General features: G+C 73.8%; 14 protein-coding genes. 12 read left to right on the plus strand and 2 right to left on the minus strand.

Annotation, left to right across the window (positions count from 1 at the left end; all coding sequences use genetic code 11):
* Positions 1-39: 39 nt before the first annotated feature.
* From C0R66_RS02320 to C0R66_RS02370, 11 genes are all read left to right on the plus strand, one after another.
* The gene (locus tag C0R66_RS02320; protein WP_101523342.1) at positions 40-1,035 is read left to right on the plus strand and encodes a helix-turn-helix transcriptional regulator; all 996 of its coding nucleotides are present in this window, start codon (positions 40-42) and stop codon (positions 1,033-1,035) included.
* An 86-nt stretch (positions 1,036-1,121) separates the two neighbouring features.
* On the plus strand, positions 1,122-1,901 hold the full coding sequence (locus tag C0R66_RS02325) for an ABC transporter ATP-binding protein (RefSeq protein ID WP_101523343.1): 780 nt from the start codon (positions 1,122-1,124) through the stop codon (positions 1,899-1,901).
* The gene (locus C0R66_RS02330; protein WP_199286769.1) at positions 1,898-2,710 is read left to right on the plus strand and encodes an ABC transporter permease; all 813 of its coding nucleotides are present in this window, start codon (positions 1,898-1,900) and stop codon (positions 2,708-2,710) included. Before C0R66_RS02325 ends, C0R66_RS02330 begins: the two co-directional genes overlap by 4 nt.
* Positions 2,711-2,771: 61 nt before the next feature.
* On the plus strand, positions 2,772-3,923 hold the full coding sequence (locus tag C0R66_RS02335; protein ID WP_158647845.1) for a substrate-binding domain-containing protein: 1,152 nt from the start codon (positions 2,772-2,774) through the stop codon (positions 3,921-3,923).
* A 132-nt stretch (positions 3,924-4,055) separates the two neighbouring features.
* Positions 4,056-5,141 carry a hypothetical protein gene (locus C0R66_RS02340; RefSeq protein ID WP_101523344.1) on the plus strand — a complete coding sequence of 362 codons (1,086 nt, stop codon included), beginning with the start codon at positions 4,056-4,058 and terminating at the stop codon, positions 5,139-5,141.
* Positions 5,138-6,502 (plus strand): aldehyde dehydrogenase family protein, encoded by a 1,365-nt coding sequence (locus C0R66_RS02345; RefSeq protein WP_199286770.1) that lies wholly within the window; start codon positions 5,138-5,140, stop codon positions 6,500-6,502. The genes C0R66_RS02340 and C0R66_RS02345 overlap by 4 nt, the downstream gene beginning before the upstream one ends.
* 85 nt (positions 6,503-6,587) lie before the next feature.
* A complete protein-coding gene (locus tag C0R66_RS02350) occupies positions 6,588-7,838 on the plus strand; it encodes an aspartate aminotransferase family protein (RefSeq protein ID WP_199286771.1) in 1,251 nt (416 codons plus the stop codon).
* Positions 7,835-9,259 (plus strand): amidohydrolase family protein, encoded by a 1,425-nt coding sequence (locus C0R66_RS02355; protein ID WP_101523345.1) that lies wholly within the window; start codon positions 7,835-7,837, stop codon positions 9,257-9,259. The genes C0R66_RS02350 and C0R66_RS02355 overlap by 4 nt, the downstream gene beginning before the upstream one ends.
* Complete coding sequence (locus C0R66_RS02360) at positions 9,256-10,836, plus strand: phytoene desaturase family protein (RefSeq protein ID WP_158647846.1); 1,581 nt, start codon at positions 9,256-9,258, stop codon at positions 10,834-10,836. The genes C0R66_RS02355 and C0R66_RS02360 overlap by 4 nt, the downstream gene beginning before the upstream one ends.
* Complete coding sequence (locus C0R66_RS02365) at positions 10,833-11,900, plus strand: methyltransferase (RefSeq protein ID WP_101523346.1); 1,068 nt, start codon at positions 10,833-10,835, stop codon at positions 11,898-11,900. The genes C0R66_RS02360 and C0R66_RS02365 overlap by 4 nt, the downstream gene beginning before the upstream one ends.
* A gap of 74 nt (positions 11,901-11,974) precedes the next feature.
* Positions 11,975-12,997, plus strand: a complete 1,023-nt coding sequence (locus C0R66_RS02370; RefSeq protein WP_199286772.1) for an LLM class flavin-dependent oxidoreductase — start codon at positions 11,975-11,977, stop codon at positions 12,995-12,997.
* Here the strand turns inward: C0R66_RS02370 and fdhD are convergent.
* Complete coding sequence (gene fdhD, locus C0R66_RS02375; RefSeq protein WP_101523348.1) at positions 12,994-13,833, minus strand: formate dehydrogenase accessory sulfurtransferase FdhD; 840 nt, start codon at positions 13,831-13,833, stop codon at positions 12,994-12,996. The two genes, C0R66_RS02370 and fdhD, sit on opposite strands and share 4 nt — an antisense overlap.
* A gap of 96 nt (positions 13,834-13,929) precedes the next feature.
* Complete coding sequence (locus C0R66_RS02380; RefSeq protein ID WP_101525992.1) at positions 13,930-15,528, minus strand: bifunctional NAD(P)/FAD-dependent oxidoreductase/class I SAM-dependent methyltransferase; 1,599 nt, start codon at positions 15,526-15,528, stop codon at positions 13,930-13,932.
* Between the two features lie 90 nt (positions 15,529-15,618).
* Here C0R66_RS02380 and C0R66_RS02385 point away from each other — a divergent pair, with 90 nt between their 5' ends.
* The gene (locus C0R66_RS02385) at positions 15,619-15,972 is read left to right on the plus strand and encodes a hypothetical protein (protein ID WP_241901543.1); all 354 of its coding nucleotides are present in this window, start codon (positions 15,619-15,621) and stop codon (positions 15,970-15,972) included.
* Positions 15,973-15,998: the final 26 nt, after the last annotated feature.

The following is a 15,998-nucleotide window of genomic DNA, read 5'->3' on the forward strand; positions in this document are numbered from 1 at the left end:
CGGTCAGGCTGTGACCTCAATGGAATCTAGTCTGGGGACATGAGCACGAGTGCCCGGATGCTGCGGCTGCTGTCCCTGCTGCAGACCCACCGCTACTGGCCCGGTGGGGAGCTGTCGCAGCGCCTGGAGGTCAGCCCGCGCACGCTGCGCCGCGACATCGAGCGGCTCCGGGACCTGGGCTACCAGGTGGACGCGGTCCGTGGGGTCGCCGGCGGCTACCAGCTCCGGGCCGGCGGCTCGCTGCCCCCGCTGCTGCTGGAGGACGAGGAGGCGGTGGCCGTCGCGGTGGGGCTGCGGTCGGCGGCCGCGGCGTCCGTGGGCGGTATCCAGGACTTCTCGGTGCAGGCGCTGGCCAAGGTGATCGCGCTGATGCCGCCGCGGCTGCGCCGTCAGCTGGACGCCGTGGCCTCGGAGACCGAGACGCCGGGGCCGTGGGCGGGCGGGCCCGTGGTCGACGCCGGGGTGCTCACCACCCTGGCCCAGGCCTGCCGCGACCAGGAGCCGGTCACCTTCGACTACTCCGCGGTCGGCGCCGAGACCACGCACCGCCGGGTGGAGCCGCTCAAGATGGTCTCGCTCGGACGCCGGTGGTACCTGGTGGCCTACGACCGCGACCGGCTGGACTGGCGCAGCTTCCGGCTCGACCGGATCACCGCGCCGGTGCCGGGTGGGCCCCGGTTCCGGCCCCGGGAGCTGCCCGCCGCCGACGCGCTCTCCTTCGTCCAGGCCGGCATCCGCCGCCGCCCCCAGCGGTACGCCGTCCGGGTGCGCGTCGCCGCCGAACCCGAGCGGCTGATGGCCCTGACGGGCCGCTGGGCCGAGGTGAGCGCGGTCGAGGGCGGCTGCCTGCTGGAGATGAACACCGACTCGCTCGGCTGGCCGCTGATGGTGCTGGGGGAGTGCGGTGCCGACTTCACCGTGGAGTCGCCGCCCGAGCTCGTCACGGCAGTCGCGGAGGTCGCCGCCAGATTCGGCCGCTGTCCCCCTGACCCACGTTGTGTAACAGCGCCGAGAACTTCCCCGGAAGGCCGTTAATAGGTCGTTACGGGAGGCAGTACGCCCGATTTCGGCTCCTAGGCTCCGTCTCATCCGAACCGCCGAGCACCCAGGAGGCCGACGCCATGCACGACATCGTGGGACAGTCCACCGGCCACTCGTGGGCCCACACCCGGCCCCGGCCGCTGGTGGAGTTCCGTGGCGTCGGTCGCTCCTTCGGCGCCGTGGAGGCCCTCGCCCCCACCGACCTGACCGTGCGCCGCGGCGAGCTGGTCTCCCTGATCGGGCCCTCGGGCTGTGGCAAGTCGACGCTGCTGCGGCTGGCCTCCAAGCTCGACCAGCCGACGGTCGGCTCCGTCGAGTTCACCACCGACTCCGTCGGGTACGTCTTCCAGGACGCCACCCTGATGCCGTGGCGCACCGTGCGGCGCAACGTCGGGCTGCTCGCCGAGCTCAGCGGCCTGAGCCGCGCCGGCACCGCCGCGCTGGTGGACGAGGCGCTGGCCACCGTCGGGCTCAGCGACTTCGCCGACCACCTCCCGCACCAGCTCTCCGGCGGCATGAAGATGCGCGCCTCGCTGGCTCGGTCCCTGGTGCTCAACCCGGAGGTCTTCCTCTTCGACGAGCCGTTCGGGGCGCTGGACGAGATCACCCGCGGCCGCCTCAACCTGGTGCTGCTGGACCTCTTCCGCGAGCACAGCTTCGCCGGGCTGTTCGTCACCCACTCGGTCGAGGAGGCGGTCTTCCTCTCCACCCGGGTGGTCGTCATGTCCGCCCGCCCCGGCCGGATCACCGAGGAGTTCGACGTGCCCTTCGACTTCCCCCGCAGCCTGGACCTGCGCTACACCCCGCAGTTCGCCGAGCTCGCCGGCCGCGTCGCCAAGGCCCTCGAGGCGGCGTCGTGATCGCCCGAGCCTCCGGCCGCGTCCGCTCGCTGGCCGTGGTCGTCGTCCCACCGCTGCTGGTGCTGCTGGCGGCGCTCGGGGTCTGGTACCTGATGAGCTACCAGGTGCTGGAGGAGACCGAGAAGTTCCTGCTGCCGCCGCCGCACGAGCTGTTCACCGACGCCCTGATGGTCGAGGAGGTCCGGGCCGACGTGCTGGACGCCCTGTGGGTGACCACCAAGACGGCCCTGGTCGGTCTGGCGGTCTCGCTGGCCATCGGCGTGGTGCTCGCCGTCGCGATGGCCAAGGCCCGCTGGATCGAGCGCTCGGTCTACCCGTACGCGGTGTTCCTGCAGACCGTTCCGATCCTGGCGATCGTGCCGCTGGTCGGCTTCTGGTTCGGCTACGAGATGTTCGCCCGGGTGCTGATCTGCGTGATCATCTCCCTGTTCCCGCTCATCATCAACCCGCTCCAGGGCCTGCTGAGCGCGGACCGCGGCCTGCACGACCTGTTCACCCTCTCGGGGGCCTCCGGCTTCACCCGGCTGATCAAGCTGCAGGTGCCCGCGGCGCTGCCCGACGTCTTCGTCGGGCTGCAGGTGGCGGCCGGCCTGTCGGTGGTCGGCGCCACCGTCGGCGACCTGTTCTTCGGCCGCGGCGCGATCGGTCTGGGCCTGCTGATGCAGCGCTACAGCTCGCGGCTGCAGTCCGCGGAGCTGCTGGCCACCGTGATGGTCACCTGCCTGCTCGGGCTGGTCGTCTTCTGGATCTTCGGCGCGCTCGGGCGCCGGTTGGTCGGCCGCTGGTCGCCGGCCTGGGGAGCGCGCTGACGCGTCCTGCCCTCTTCTCGGACCCGCCCCACCCCCGCTCGCCCACCCCGAAGGGACATCCATGTCTGCTCGATCGCTTCCCGCCCGTTCCACCGCCCTCGCCTCGACGCTGCTGCTGGGGTGCCTGGCGCTGACCGCCTGCGGCTCCGACGACGAGCCCGCCGCAGCCGGCTCGGGCGACGGCGCGCTCTCCGGCGTCTGCCCCGACACCGTGGTCTTCCAGGCCGACTGGGAGCCTGAGGCCGAGCACGGCGGCGTCTACGAGATGCTCGGCGAGGGCTACGAGATCGACACCGACGCCAAGTCGGTCACCGGTCCGCTGGTCGCCGGCGGGGAGGACACCGGGGTGGCGCTGGAGATCCGCATCGGCGGCAACAGCGTCGGCTTCCAGTCGGCCCAGTCCCTGCTCTACCAGGACCGCGACATCCTGCTCGGCTACGGCCGGGTCGGCGACCAGCTGATCGCCCAGCAGGACACCCCGGTGACCGCGGTGATGGCGGCGATGGAGAAGAGCCCGTACGCCGTCTACTGGGACGCCCAGACCTACCCCGACGTCAAGACCATGGGTGACCTCAAGGCGACCGGCGCCACCATCCACGTCGGCAGCCTGCCGGAGACCTGGATCGACTACCTGGTCGCCGAGGGTGTGCTGGACAAGTCCAAGCTGGACCGCAGCGACGCCCCCAAGCCCGCCACGTTCGTGGCCGCCAAGGGCAAGGACGCCGAGGTCGGGTTCATCACCGCCGAGCCGTTCATGTACGAGGAGGAGATCGCCGAGTGGGGTCGCCCCGTCGTGGGCGACCTGGTCGCGGACAACGGCTACCCGGAGTACTTCCAGGCCATCTCGGTGCGCACCTCCGACGTGGAGGCGCAGGCCGACTGCCTCAAGGCGCTGGTGCCGATCATGCAGCAGGCGCACGTGGACTACGCCGAGGACCCGACCGCCACCAACGAGCTCGTCGTCGAGCTGGTCGAGGCCTACGACACTGGCTGGGTCTACACCCCCGAGGGCGCCGAGTACGCCCACGACAAGGGACTGGAGCTCGGCATCGTCGCCAACGGCGCCGACGGGGCGATCGGCTCGTTCGAGGCCGACCGCGTGCAGACCCTGATGGACATCGTGGAGAAGCACGCCGGTGCCGACCTCGACGGGCTGGGCCCCGAGGACATGTTCACCAACGAGTTCATCGACCCCTCGATCTCGCTCGGCTGACCCACCGCCTCGGCGCACCACCACCGGACGTCGTGCCCGGGTCAGTCCGTCCCGACCCGGGCACGACCCCGTGACCCACCCGACCCGCACCCGATCCGCACCCGTCGGATCCGCACCGCCAGGAGTACGTCGATGACCACCACTGACCTGCCCCCCTCCGACCTGCACCCCGACGCACGTCTGACGTCCTCGCGCCGCAAGATCCGCGCGCCGTTCGTGCTGGACGACTCCATGCGCTTCTACTCCCCGCAGACCAACGTCGAGGCGCTCGAGCACCCGCGGGTCCGCGCCCTGACCGAGCGCGTGCGCGACGAGTGGACCCCCGCCCCGGTCCCCACCGCCGGCTCCGGGACCCGACTGGCGCTGCTGGTGCCCTGCACCAAGTACAAGCCCTACGTCACCAGCCGCGAGCACCGCGGCATCAACGGCGCCCTGCTGGCCGCCGGTTGGCGTCCGGTCCGCGGGTACGACGGCCCGGTCGCACTGCTCTCGGTGCTGGACCCCGGGGAGGACCCCGACGTCCTCAACACCGCGCCGCTGGAGCGGGACGGGGTCGTCCTGGACCGGTTCGTGATCTCCGAGCCGCTCGCCCTGGTGCCCTACGAGCTGACCATGTACGTCGACGGGGAGCAGTCGCCCGCCACCTCCTACGACGACCCCGGGCTCTTCGAGGCCCGCGGCACCTCCATCTCTCCCGAGCGTCCCGACTGCACCGCGACCCAGCGAGCCGACGGCACCTGGGCCTGGGGCCCGGCCGAGCGCAGCGCCTACGTCGCGATGCACAACGCGATGGCTGACACGCTGAGCACGGCGCTGGGCCGGCTGTCGCCGCACTACCGGGCGATCGTCTCCTGGGTCGCGCCGGGACTGACCCACCGCAGCTTCCTCGCCGACGCCGCCACCCGGCGTACCGACTCCATCCCGTCCACCCGCATGGGGCTCGACGGACGGGCGATGGCGCTGCGCGGGGTGCTCGACGCGCTGCCCGGTGCGGTGGAGATCCTGCCCACCAAGGAGCAGCAGGGCGCGGCCCGCGAGCAGCTCGCGACCCGGCTGGCCGCCGAGGGCCGGGCCAGCGGACCGGGCTCGGTGCGGGCCGTCTACGCCCGCGGTGACGGCCACGACACCCCCCTCGGCCTGCCCGAGCTCACCGCGATGCTGGTGGAGCGCTTGGACCGGCTCGTGGCCGCCACGGCCTCCGAGCCCGGTGCCGCATGAGCGCCGTGGTGGCCGGTGACGTGCGCCAGGTCCGGGCTCCGGCCGACGGCGAGCTGCTCGGCGAGGTCGCCGCGCTGGCGGTCCAGGCGGTGCCCGAGGTGGTGTTCACCGCCCGCCGGGCGCTGCCCGACTGGGCCGCCGCGGCCCCGCACGCCCGGGCCGACCTGCTCCTCGCCGCCGCCGACGAGCTGGCCGGCATGGTGGAGGAGCTCGCCGTCCGGCACGCGAGGGAGTCCGGCAAGATCGCTCCGCAGGCGCTGCACGAGGTCCGCGGCGCGGTGGCGCTGCTGCGCCGCAACGCCGAGCTGGGCCGGATGGCCGCGGGCGAGCTCGCCCCCACCGGCAGCCTGCCGGGCGGGGAGCGGGACATCACCCTCGTCGAGCGGGTGCCGCTCGGCGTGGTGGTCGCGGTCATCCCCTTCAACTTCCCCGTCGAGCTGACCATGGAGAAGGCCGCGGCGGCGCTCGCGGTCGGCAACGTGGTGGTGGTCAAGCTGCCGCCGCAGAACCCGCTGACCACAGCGGCCGTCCTCGACGTCCTGGCCCGCCACCTGCCGTCCGGGGTGGTCCAGCAGGTGTACGCCGACGTGCCGGCGTCCGCGGCGCTGTGCAGCGCTCCGGGCGTGGACGCGGTCTCGCTGACCGGCTCGGTGGCTGCGGGCCAGGCGGTGGCCGCAGCAGCCGCCCCGCTGCTGCGCCCGCTGCACTTTGAGCTCGGCGGCAACGGTGCCGCCATCGTGCGCGCCGACGCCGACCTGGAGCACGTGGTCTCGGAGTCGCTGCGCGGTCGGCTGCTGATGAACGGCCAGGCGTGCGCGGCCACCAAGCGGCTGATCGTGCACCGCTCGGTCGCCGCCGAGCTGACCGAGCGACTGGTCGCGGCGCTGGCCCCGGTGATCCCGACCGACCCGCTCGCCGAGGGTGCCCTGCTCGGCCCGCTGATCGACGCCGCCTCCGCGGCCCGGGTCGAGACCCAGGTGCAGTGGGCGGTTGACGCCGGGGCCCGGCGGGTGCTCGGGAGGGCGCCCGACGGCGCCTTCTTCGCGCCCACCGTGCTGGCCGACGTACCGCACCAGGCAGCGGTGCTGCACGACGACGAGATCTTCGGCCCGGTCTTCCCGGTCGCCGTCGTCGACGACGACGAGCAGGCCCTCGCCCTGGCCAACGACACCCGGCTGCGGCTCACCGCCGCCGTCTTCTCCGCCGACCTGCCCACCGCGCTGGCGATGGCGGGACGGCTGGACTTCGGGGAGTGGTGGTCAACGGCACCAACAACTACCGGCCGCCGATCGTGCCGTTCGGCGGCGTCGACCTGGCCGGAGCCGGCCGCGAGGGCCTGGGCTGGACGCTCTCGGAGCTGACCCGCACCAAGTTCATCGCCCTGCGCGGCGTACGCCCGGCGGGCACCGTCCCGGTGCCCGCGACCCTGAGCACCGGAGGAACCCCGTGATCGACCCCGCCCCCACGATGACCGAAGCTGAGGCGGACTCCTACCGCGACCGCTTCGTGGCCCACCTGTCCCAGACCGTGCCGGGTCGCAAGGAGTTCGTGGTGGCCAGCGCCTCGGGCTGCTGGGTCACCACCACCGACGGCCGCTCCTACCTCGACATGACCTCGGGCATCGGCGTCGCCAACGTCGGCCACTGCCACCCCGACGTGGTGGCCGCGATCACCGCCCAAGCCGCGCGCTACTCCCACGTCAACGTCTACGGCCGGTTCGTGGTCCCCGAGCAGGTCGAGATGGTGGAGCGGCTGGTCTCGGTCGCCGGCGGGCTCGACATGGCCTACCTGACCTCCTCGGGCGCCGAGTCCACCGAGTGCGCCCTCAAGCTGGCGCGCAAGCACACCGGGCGGCCCAAGTTCGTCGCGTTCGAGCGCAGCTACCACGGCCGCACCCTGGGGGCGCTGTCGGTGAGCTGGCGCGAGGAGTGGCGCAAGCCCTTCGAGCCGCTGCTCGAGGAGGTCGCCTTCGCGCCGTACGACGACCTGGCCGCCGCCGCGGCGGTGATCGACGAGCACACCGCCGCGGTGATCGTGGAGCCGATCCAGGGCGAGGGCGGCATCCGGGTGCCCTCGGACGACTTCCTGCCCGGTCTGCGCCGACTGTGCGACGAGGCCGGAGCCCTGCTCATCATCGACGAGGTCCAGGGCGGCATGGGCCGTTCCGGCCAGTGGTTCGCCCACCAGCACTGGGGCGTGCTGCCCGACATCATCACCACCGCCAAGGCGGTCGGCGGCGGACTGCCGCTGGGTGCGGTGCTGGCCCGCTCGGAGGTCTTCGAGACCTTCACCGACCCGCCGCTGTCGCACCTGACCACGATGGGCGGCAACCCCGTGGCGTGCGCCGCCGGGATCGCGGCCTTCGACATCATCGCCGACGGACTCCTGGACCACGTCGACTCCGTCGGCGAGCACCTGCGCGGTGCCCTGCGCGGCCTGGCCGCCGACTTCGGCGGCCTCGTCGTCGACGTCCGCGGCAAGGGCCTGTGGAACGCCATCGAGCTCTCCGTGGACGCCAACCCGGTGGTGCGCCGGCTCCAGGAGCTGGGGGTGCTGGTCGGCTCGGTGCTCAACCAGTCCGGGACCATCCGGATCATGCCGCCGCTGGTGATCAGCGTGGCCGAGGTCGACCAGTTCGTCGCCGCCCTGCGCACCGTGCTGGCCGCCGTCGCGGCCCAGGAGGGCACGGCGGCATGAGCACCGAGTTCCTGGTGCGCGGTCGCTACGTGCTGACCATGGCCGGGCTGCCCGGCCCGGGCGAGCGGGACCGTACGCCGGGGGCGCACCTGGACGGCGTGCTCGCCGACGCGTGCGTGCACGTGCGCGACGGGGAGATCGTCGCGGTCGACGACGCCGCGCGCCTGGTTGCCGCCCACCCCGCGTTGCCGGTGCACGGTGACGGCACCGGCCTGGTCATCCCCGGTCTGGTCTCCACCCACACCCACCTCTCCGAGGGCCTGGCCACCGGGATGGGCTCGGAGCTCTCGCTCTTCGAGTGGGGCGAGGGGATCGTCGGCCCCGTCGGGGCGGTGCTGACCCGCGAGGACGCCGCCGAGGGCACCGCCCTCAAGGCGGTCGAGATGCTCATGTCGGGCGTCACCTGCGTCAACGACATGTTCTGCCACAACCACGTGGGCTCCCGGGCCAGCCTGGGCGTGGTCGACGGGCTGACCCGGGCCGGGCTGCGCGGGGTGGTCTCCTTCGGGGCCGAGGACGTGGGCCTCGCCGAGCCCGGCAGCGAGGCCGCCGCCGCGGTGGTCGCCGACGTGCTGGCCGAGCAGGTGGACCTGGCCACCCAGGTCGCCGGCGCCCCGCTGCTGGAGTTCAGGTACGGCGTCGGCACCCTGCTGGGCCAGACGGACGAGCTGCTGGCCGCCGGCGTCGACCTCTGCCGGCAGCGCGGCTGGGGTGTGCACACCCACCTGGCCGAGGTGCGCGAGGAGCTCACCGCCGCCCGCGCCCGGTGGGGACACCGCACGGTGGAGCACGCCGAGCGCCTGGGGATGTTCGAGCGGCCGCTCATCGCCGGGCACGGGGTCTGGCTCACCGAGGCCGACGTCGCCTCGCTGGCGCGCCACGACGTGGCGATCGCGCACAGCCCGGTGGCCAACATGATCCTCGGCTCCGGTGTCTGCCCGGTGCCGCGGCTGCGTGCCGCCGGCGTGACCGTCGGCATCGGCACCGACGGTGCCGCCTCCAACGACGGCCAGGACATGCTCCAGGCGCTCAAGATGGCGGCGCTGCTGCAGAAGGTGCACCACCTCGACCCGTTGGTCGTCGACGCCCTCGACGTGCTGACGATGGCCACCATCGACGGTGCCCGCGCCCTGGGCCTGGACCACCTGGTCGGCTCCCTGGAGCCCGGCAAGCGCGCCGACCTGGTGCTGCTCCAGGACACCGTGGAGGTGGCGGTGCTGCACGACCCGGTCTCCCAGCTGGTCTACGGCGCCTCGCCGCGGGCGGTCCGCGACGTCTGGGTCGACGGCGTCCAGGTGGTCCTCGACCATGCCTGCGTCTCCGTCGACGAGGCCGCTCAGATCGAGCGGTGCCGTCCGCTCGCCGCCCGGCTCGGCCGCGACGCGGGGCTGGTGGCCGCGGGGCACTCGGTGATCGGGTGACCCGCCGTACCGCGGGGATCGTCGGGGGCGGGCACAACGCCCTCGTCGGCGCCGTCACCCTGGCCCGGGCAGGTCTGGACGTCACCGTGCTGGAGCAGGCTGACGAGGTCGGCGGCTGCCTGTGGACCCAGCGGCACGCCACCGGGGTGCTGCTGGAGCGGGGAGCCTGGGAGCACGGCGGGGTGCGCGAGGTGGCCGACGCCCTGCGGCTCGCCGAGCACGGCCTGGAGTACGTCGACCACCCGCTGCTGGCCGGCTTCGTGTTCGGTGACGGCGAGCGCCGGCTGTTCTGGTCCGACGTGGACCGCACCGCCGCGGAGCTCGGCGCGGACGGGCCGGCGTACCGGGCACTGGTGGAGCGGGCCGGGTCGCTGTTCGGGATGCTCGACGCCTTCCCGGCGCCGCCGACGCTGACCGAGGTGGCCGCGGCGCTGGCCGGCCTGCGCGGCGGCGACGACCTCTTCCGCTCGCTGCTGATGCCGGCCGAGACCTTGCTCTCCGCCACCTTCGAGGACCCCCACCTGGTGACCGCCCTGGGCCTCTACGCCTCCCACTCCCAGGTGCCGGTGTGGGCACCCGGCTCGGGGATGATGGCGCTGGTCCTGCCCAGCGGGCACGGCCACACCTCCTGCCGCCCGGTCGGCGGGTCGGGGGCGCTGCCGGCCGCGCTCCGGGCCGCGCTGGAGGCGGCCGGTGGCCGGGTGCGCACCGGCGCGCTGGTGACCGCGCTGGCGCCCGCAGCAGCGGGTGGCGGGACCGTGACCCTGGCCTCGGGCGAGCAGCTGGCGTTCGACGTGGTCGTCTCCTCGGTCGACCTGCCCCGCACCTCGGCGCTGCTGGGCGCCGCGGCGCCCCGGATGCAGCGCTCGTCCGTGGGGCTGCACAGCGGCCACTTCAACATCTGCGAGCTCACCGTCTCGCTGGTCTACTCCACCCCGCCCGACCTGCCCGCGATGGCGGTCGACCCGGCGGCGGTCTGGTTCGCCGCCGACCGGCTCGAGGACCTGCGTCGCGGCTTCGGCGAGGTGGTCGCCGGCCGGCTGCCGTCCTCGCCCTGGTCGATGGTGGGCCAGGTCGCCCAGCCCCCGGACGTCGCCGGGGGAGCGGTCTGGCTCTCCTCCATCGTGCCGCTGCACCGGGCCGACGGCCCCTGGACGCCGGTCGCCGAGCGCGCCGCCGCCGACCACGTCATCGACTCCGTGGCCCGCATCCTGGGGGTCGACCTGCGAGCGCACCTGGTCGACGTGGTGGTCAGCGGACCGGCCACCTGGGGGGAGCGGCTCGCCGGCGACGGCAACCCCAACCACCTGGACAACACCATCGACCAGCTGCTCGGCTGGCGTCCGCCGGGCCACGCCGACCTGACCACCGAGCTCGACTGGCTCCACCTCACCGGAGCCGGCCAGAACCCCGGCGGCGGCCTCAGCGGCGCCTCCGGCCTGGCGGCGGCCGCGAGCGTCCTCTCCGCCGGGCCGGGCCGGCGTACCGGCGCGGTCTCCCGCCTCTCGGCCGAGGTCCGCGGGCTCACCCGCGGCCTGTCCGCCTACCGCTCGATGCGCAAAGGAACCCTGCGATGACTGTTCTCCCGCCCGCCGCCCCGACCCCCGCCCCGACCCCCGCCCCGGCCGCCGACGGCGAGCTCGGTGTCTTCGACGTGATCGACCTGATGACCGGCTACCAGGGCGCAGCCACCCTGACCGCCGCCGCGCGGCTCGGGGTCTTCGACCTCCTGGTCCAAGGTCCCCGGCTGACCGAGGAGGTCTCGACCCTCCTCGAGCTGGACCCGCTGGCCACCCGTGCGCTGCTGGACTCCCTGGTGGGCCTGCACCTGCTCCAGGTCGACGACGACCTCTACTTCGTCACCCCGGTCGCGGCCCGGCTCACCCACGGCGGTGACCTGCGCCTGGTCGCGGAGAAGGAGGCGTTCTTCGCCCGCGCCTGGCTCGACCTGGAGGAGTCGGTCCGGTCCGGCACCCCGCGGCTCGACCCGTGGGCCTCGCGCCTGGTCTCCGACCCGGCACAGGCCCGTGAGTTCCTCCGCGCGCTGCTGGTGCTGGCCGACGAGACCGGCCCCGACCTGGCGCGGCTGGTCTCGCCCGGGATGCGGGTGGCCGACCTCGGCGGGGGCCTCGGGGCGTACGCCGTGCGGCTCGCCGCGGCCGGGGCCTCGGTCACCGTGGCGGACCTGCCGCTGGTCGCGCAGTGGTGCGCCGAGGAGGTCCCGGACCGGGTCGCGGCGCTGGGGCTGGGCGCGGAGGTGGCCGGGCTGGTCACGGTGCGCCCGGTCGACCTGCTCGCCGTCGAGGCAGCCTCGACGCTGGGCGCGGGCTACGACGTGGTCCTGCTCTCCCACCTGCTGCACGACCTCACCGACGAGGACTGCCACCGCGTGCTGTCGCTGGCCGCCACGATCGTGGCACCCGGAGGGCGGGTGGTGGTCTTCGAGCTGCCAGGGGACCCGCCGGGGGCGTTCGGCCCGATGTTCGACCTGATGATGGAGGTGGAGACCCCGGGCCGGGCCCGGCGGCTGTCCGAGCTGGTGGGGCTGATGACCGACGCCGGGTTGACCGATGTGGCCGTCGACCCGGCGTACTCGTTGCCGCACGGGGTGGTCGTCGGGCGGCCGGGGGATACGGTCTAGAGGGAGCAGGAGCGACCCGGGGCACGCCGCGGGTCGGGTCCTGAGGGCCACCAACGAGAGGCAACCTCATGCACGTGGGCGTCGACAGCTTCGTCTCCACCGTCACCGACCCCAGGACCGGCCACGTGGTCGGCCCGGCGGAGCGGATGGAGCACCTGCTGGAGGAGATCGCGCTCGCCGACCGGGTGGGGCTGTACTCCTTCGGCATCGGCGAGCACCACCGCAGCGAGTACTACGACTCCGCGCCGCCGGTCATCCTGGCTGCCGCGGCCGCGCGCACCGAGCGGATCCGGCTGGGCAGCGCGGTGACCGTGCTCAGCGCCGCCGACCCGGTGCGGATCTTCCAGCAGTTCGCCACGCTCGACCTGATCTCCAAGGGCCGCATCGACCTGGTGGTCGGCCGGGGCTCCTTCACCGAGGCGTTCCCGCTGTTCGGCCTGGACCTGGCCGACTACGACTCGCTGTTCGCCGAGAAGCTGGAGCTGCTGCTCAAGATCCGGGACGAGACCGAGGTGACCTGGTCCGGGCGGCACCGCCCGGCGCTGCGGCGGCAGCCGGTCTACCCGCGCCCCCTGCAGGACCCGTTGCCCATCTGGGTCGGGGTGGGCGGCACCCCGGAGTCCTTCGTCCGCGCGGGACTGCTCGGCCTGCCGCTGATGGTGGCGATCATCGGTGGCGAGCCGCGCCAGTTCGCGCCGCTGGTCGACCTCTACCGGCGGGCGGGCGCCGAGGCGGGGCACCCGCCGGAGCGGCTGCAGGTTGGCATCCACGTCTTCGGCTTCGTCGCCGAGAGCACCCGGGCGGCCGCCGACACCATCTATCCCGGCTGGGAGGAGATGTTCGCCAAGATCGCCCGGGAGCGCGGGTTCGCCCAGCCCAGCCGGCGCCAGTTCGACGCCACCTCCGGGCCGGACGGGGCCTTCTTCATGGGTGACCCGGAGACGGTCGCGACCAAGATCCGGCGCGTCTCGGAGCAGCTGGGCGGGGTGGACCGGCTCTCGCTGCAGATGACCAACCCGCGGCTGGCCCACGAGGACCTGCTCCGCGGCATCGAGCTGCTCGGCACCGAGGTGGCGCCCCGGGTGGCCTCGGTCTAGCGGTCCGCGGCCGGCGGTCCCGTGACCCGGTCGGGATGGGAGTAGAGGTTCACGCTGGCCCCGCGGGAGAACGCCGCCAGCGTCAGGCCGCACTCCTCGGCGAGCGCGACGGCCAGGGACGAGGGAGCGCTGACGGCCGTGAGCACCGGGATGCCGGCCATGGCGGCCTTCTGCACCAGCTCGAACGAGGCCCGCCCCGACACCTGGAGCACGCTGTCGCTCAGCGGCAGCCCGCCCTCGCGCAGCGCGGCCCCGACGACCTTGTCCACCGCGTTGTGCCGCCCCACGTCCTCCCGCACCAGCAGCAGCTCGCCGTCGGGGCTGAAGAGCCCCGCCGCGTGCACCCCGCCGGTGCTGCCGAAGAGCTCCTGCTTGGCCCGCATCGTGTCCGGCAGGCCCAGCAGCACGCCGAGGTCGATCCTCCCGGCGTCCGGGTCCAGCACGTACGGCGACTTCTTGCGCACCTCGTCGATGGAGCTGGTCCCGCAGATCCCGCAGGCCGAGCTGGTCACCACGTTGCGGGCCGAGGCCGGCGGCCGGGCACCGGCTCCCAGGCCTGCCTCGATGACGTTGAACGTCTGGTTGCCCTCCTCGTCGGTGCCGGCGCAGTAGCGCATCGAGGTGAGGTCGTTGGGGTGGCTCACGATCCCCTCGGCGACCAGGAACCCGGCGACCAGGTCGAAGTCGTCCCCCGGCGTGCGCATCGTGGTGGTGAACGGCGTCGACCCCAGCCGGATCTCCAGCGGCTCCTCCGCGGCGATGCGCTCCTCCCGGCGCGTCCGGGCACCCGCCGCGGTCGCCACCACGATGCGCCTGCGAGCAGTCCTGCGTCCCATCCTCGCCACGTACCCTTCTGCCGGGATCTGAGCCCTCGCGGAAGCCTCCGCTCGAGTCACCCGTCCACGGTAGCCAGCCGCCGGTAGACGTTCGCCTCAGCGGCGCCTGGCTCGCAGCACCGAGTCCCGCACGGTGACCTGCTCGCCGTCGTGGCCCGTCGCGGCGCGGGGCCGGACGTCGGTGACCTCGACCTCCCACTCGGCCGGGTCGAGCGCGGGCAGCAGGTCCTCGGGGGTGAACAGGAAGCCGTGACCACCGTGCCGCAGCCCCGTGGCGTGGTCGTCGGGGTGGTGACCGACCACCAGCAGCGTGCCGCCGGGCGCGACCGCGCCGCCGAGGCGCCGAGTCAGGTCCACCATGGCGCCGTCGGGCAGGTGCATGAACTGCGAGGTGACCAGGTCCCAGCGCTCCGGGCCCGGGTCGAAGGTGCGGACGTCGAGGTGGCGCCACTCGATCCGGTCCGCGACCCCGGCGGCGCTGGCGTGCTCGGCGGCCCGGGCCAGCCCGGTGGTGCTGAAGTCCACCCCGGTCACCGACCAGCCGTGCCCGGCGAGCCACACCGCGTCGGCACCCTCGCCGCACCCGATGTCGAGCGCGCGGCCCGGCGCCAGGGTGGCCGCCTCGGTCTCCAGCTGCGGGTTGACCCGGCCGCTCCAGATCGACTCCCCGGCGTACCGCTCCTCCCAGGCGGGCTGCTCGAAGAGGCTGGCGCGGTGGGCGGCCACGGCTTCCCGGGTCTCCTCCCCGATCAGGTCGGCGTTGATCATCGCGCCCGCCCGCAGACCGGCGGCCGCGGACGCGACCACCTGGGCCATCGGGTCGGTCACGTTGCCGGCCACCCAGACCCCCGGCACGGTGGTCGCGCCGTGCGGGTCGGCGGTTGGGACGCGGGTCCCCAGCACGTGCTCGCCCAGCTGGAACGGCTCGGGCGCCAACCCCAGCGGGGCGAGGAAGGCGGCGTTGGCCTCGAACCGCGGCGAGACCACCACGGCCCGGCAGTCGAGCTCCGCGCCGGAGGCCAGGCGCAGGCCGCGGATGGCGTCGTCGACGACGAGCACCTCGGTCGGCGCGTCGTCGAGCACCCGGATGCCGCGGGCGACCAGCTGCTCCACCTCGTCGTCACCGGGCTGCGGCGCGCCCTCGGCCAGCACGACCACGACGTCGTCGCTGAGCTGGCGGAAGAGCGAGGCCTGGTGCGCGGCCATCACGTTGGTGGCCAGCACCACGATCGGCTGGTCCTGGACCTCCCACCCGTGGCAGTAGGGGCAGTGCAGCACGTCGCGTCCCCAGCGCTCGGCGAGACCGGGGACCTCGGGCAGCACGTCGGTGGAGCCGGACGCCACCAGCAGTCGGCGAGCCGTGGTCTCGCGGCCGTCGTCGAGGCGCACCACGAACCCGGTCCCGGCGCCGTCCCAGGGGCGTACGTCGCTCACTCGGGCGGCGGCCACCTCGACGCCGTACCGGGCGGCCTCCTCGCGACCGATCGCGGTGAGCTCGGCCGGCGGGGTGCTCTCGCGGCCCAGGTAGTTGTGCACATGACCGGCCGTGGCGTTGCGCGGAGTCCCGGCGTCGAGGACGAGCACGGAGCGGCGCGAGCGACCCAGGGCCACCGCCCCCGCGAGTCCTGCCGCGCCGCCGCCGACGACGACCACGTCGAAGTCCTGACCAGGTGCTGAGGGTGTCTGTCGAGTCATGTCCTCGAGTCTGCGCACCCCGCCGTCGATCGACAAACATCTTTGCCATTCCGGCAAGGCCGACCGTCGCACGTAGGCTGCTTCCCGGCGGTGCTCTCCGCCGACGACGACACCGACGACGACACCGACGAGGAGCCCGACATGGTCGCCAGCCGATCCGCCCGCGAGCGGAAGGCCGCCGTGGAGGCCGGCCCCCTGGCCAAGGTGCGGATCGACCTCGACGACGAGCGGCAGTTCGTCTACAAGGTCGCCTGCACCACCTGCACCGGCAAGGGTGAGCGCAGCTGGTCGACGTACCGTCCCGGGGAGGACAACGGCTACATGGCGGCGATGGACCGCTGGATCTTCCACCTCGACGAGAAGCATCCCGGCACCGAGGCGCCGTGCCTGGCCTACCGTGCCGAGGCCCAGCAGCGGCTGCACGAGCGCCGCGAGGGCGACTGAGCCGCGAGGCCCACCGCCGGGTTCAG

The sequence above is a fragment of the Nocardioides houyundeii genome, assembly GCF_002865585.1.
Taxonomy (GTDB): Bacteria; Actinomycetota; Actinomycetes; order Propionibacteriales; family Nocardioidaceae; genus Nocardioides; species Nocardioides houyundeii.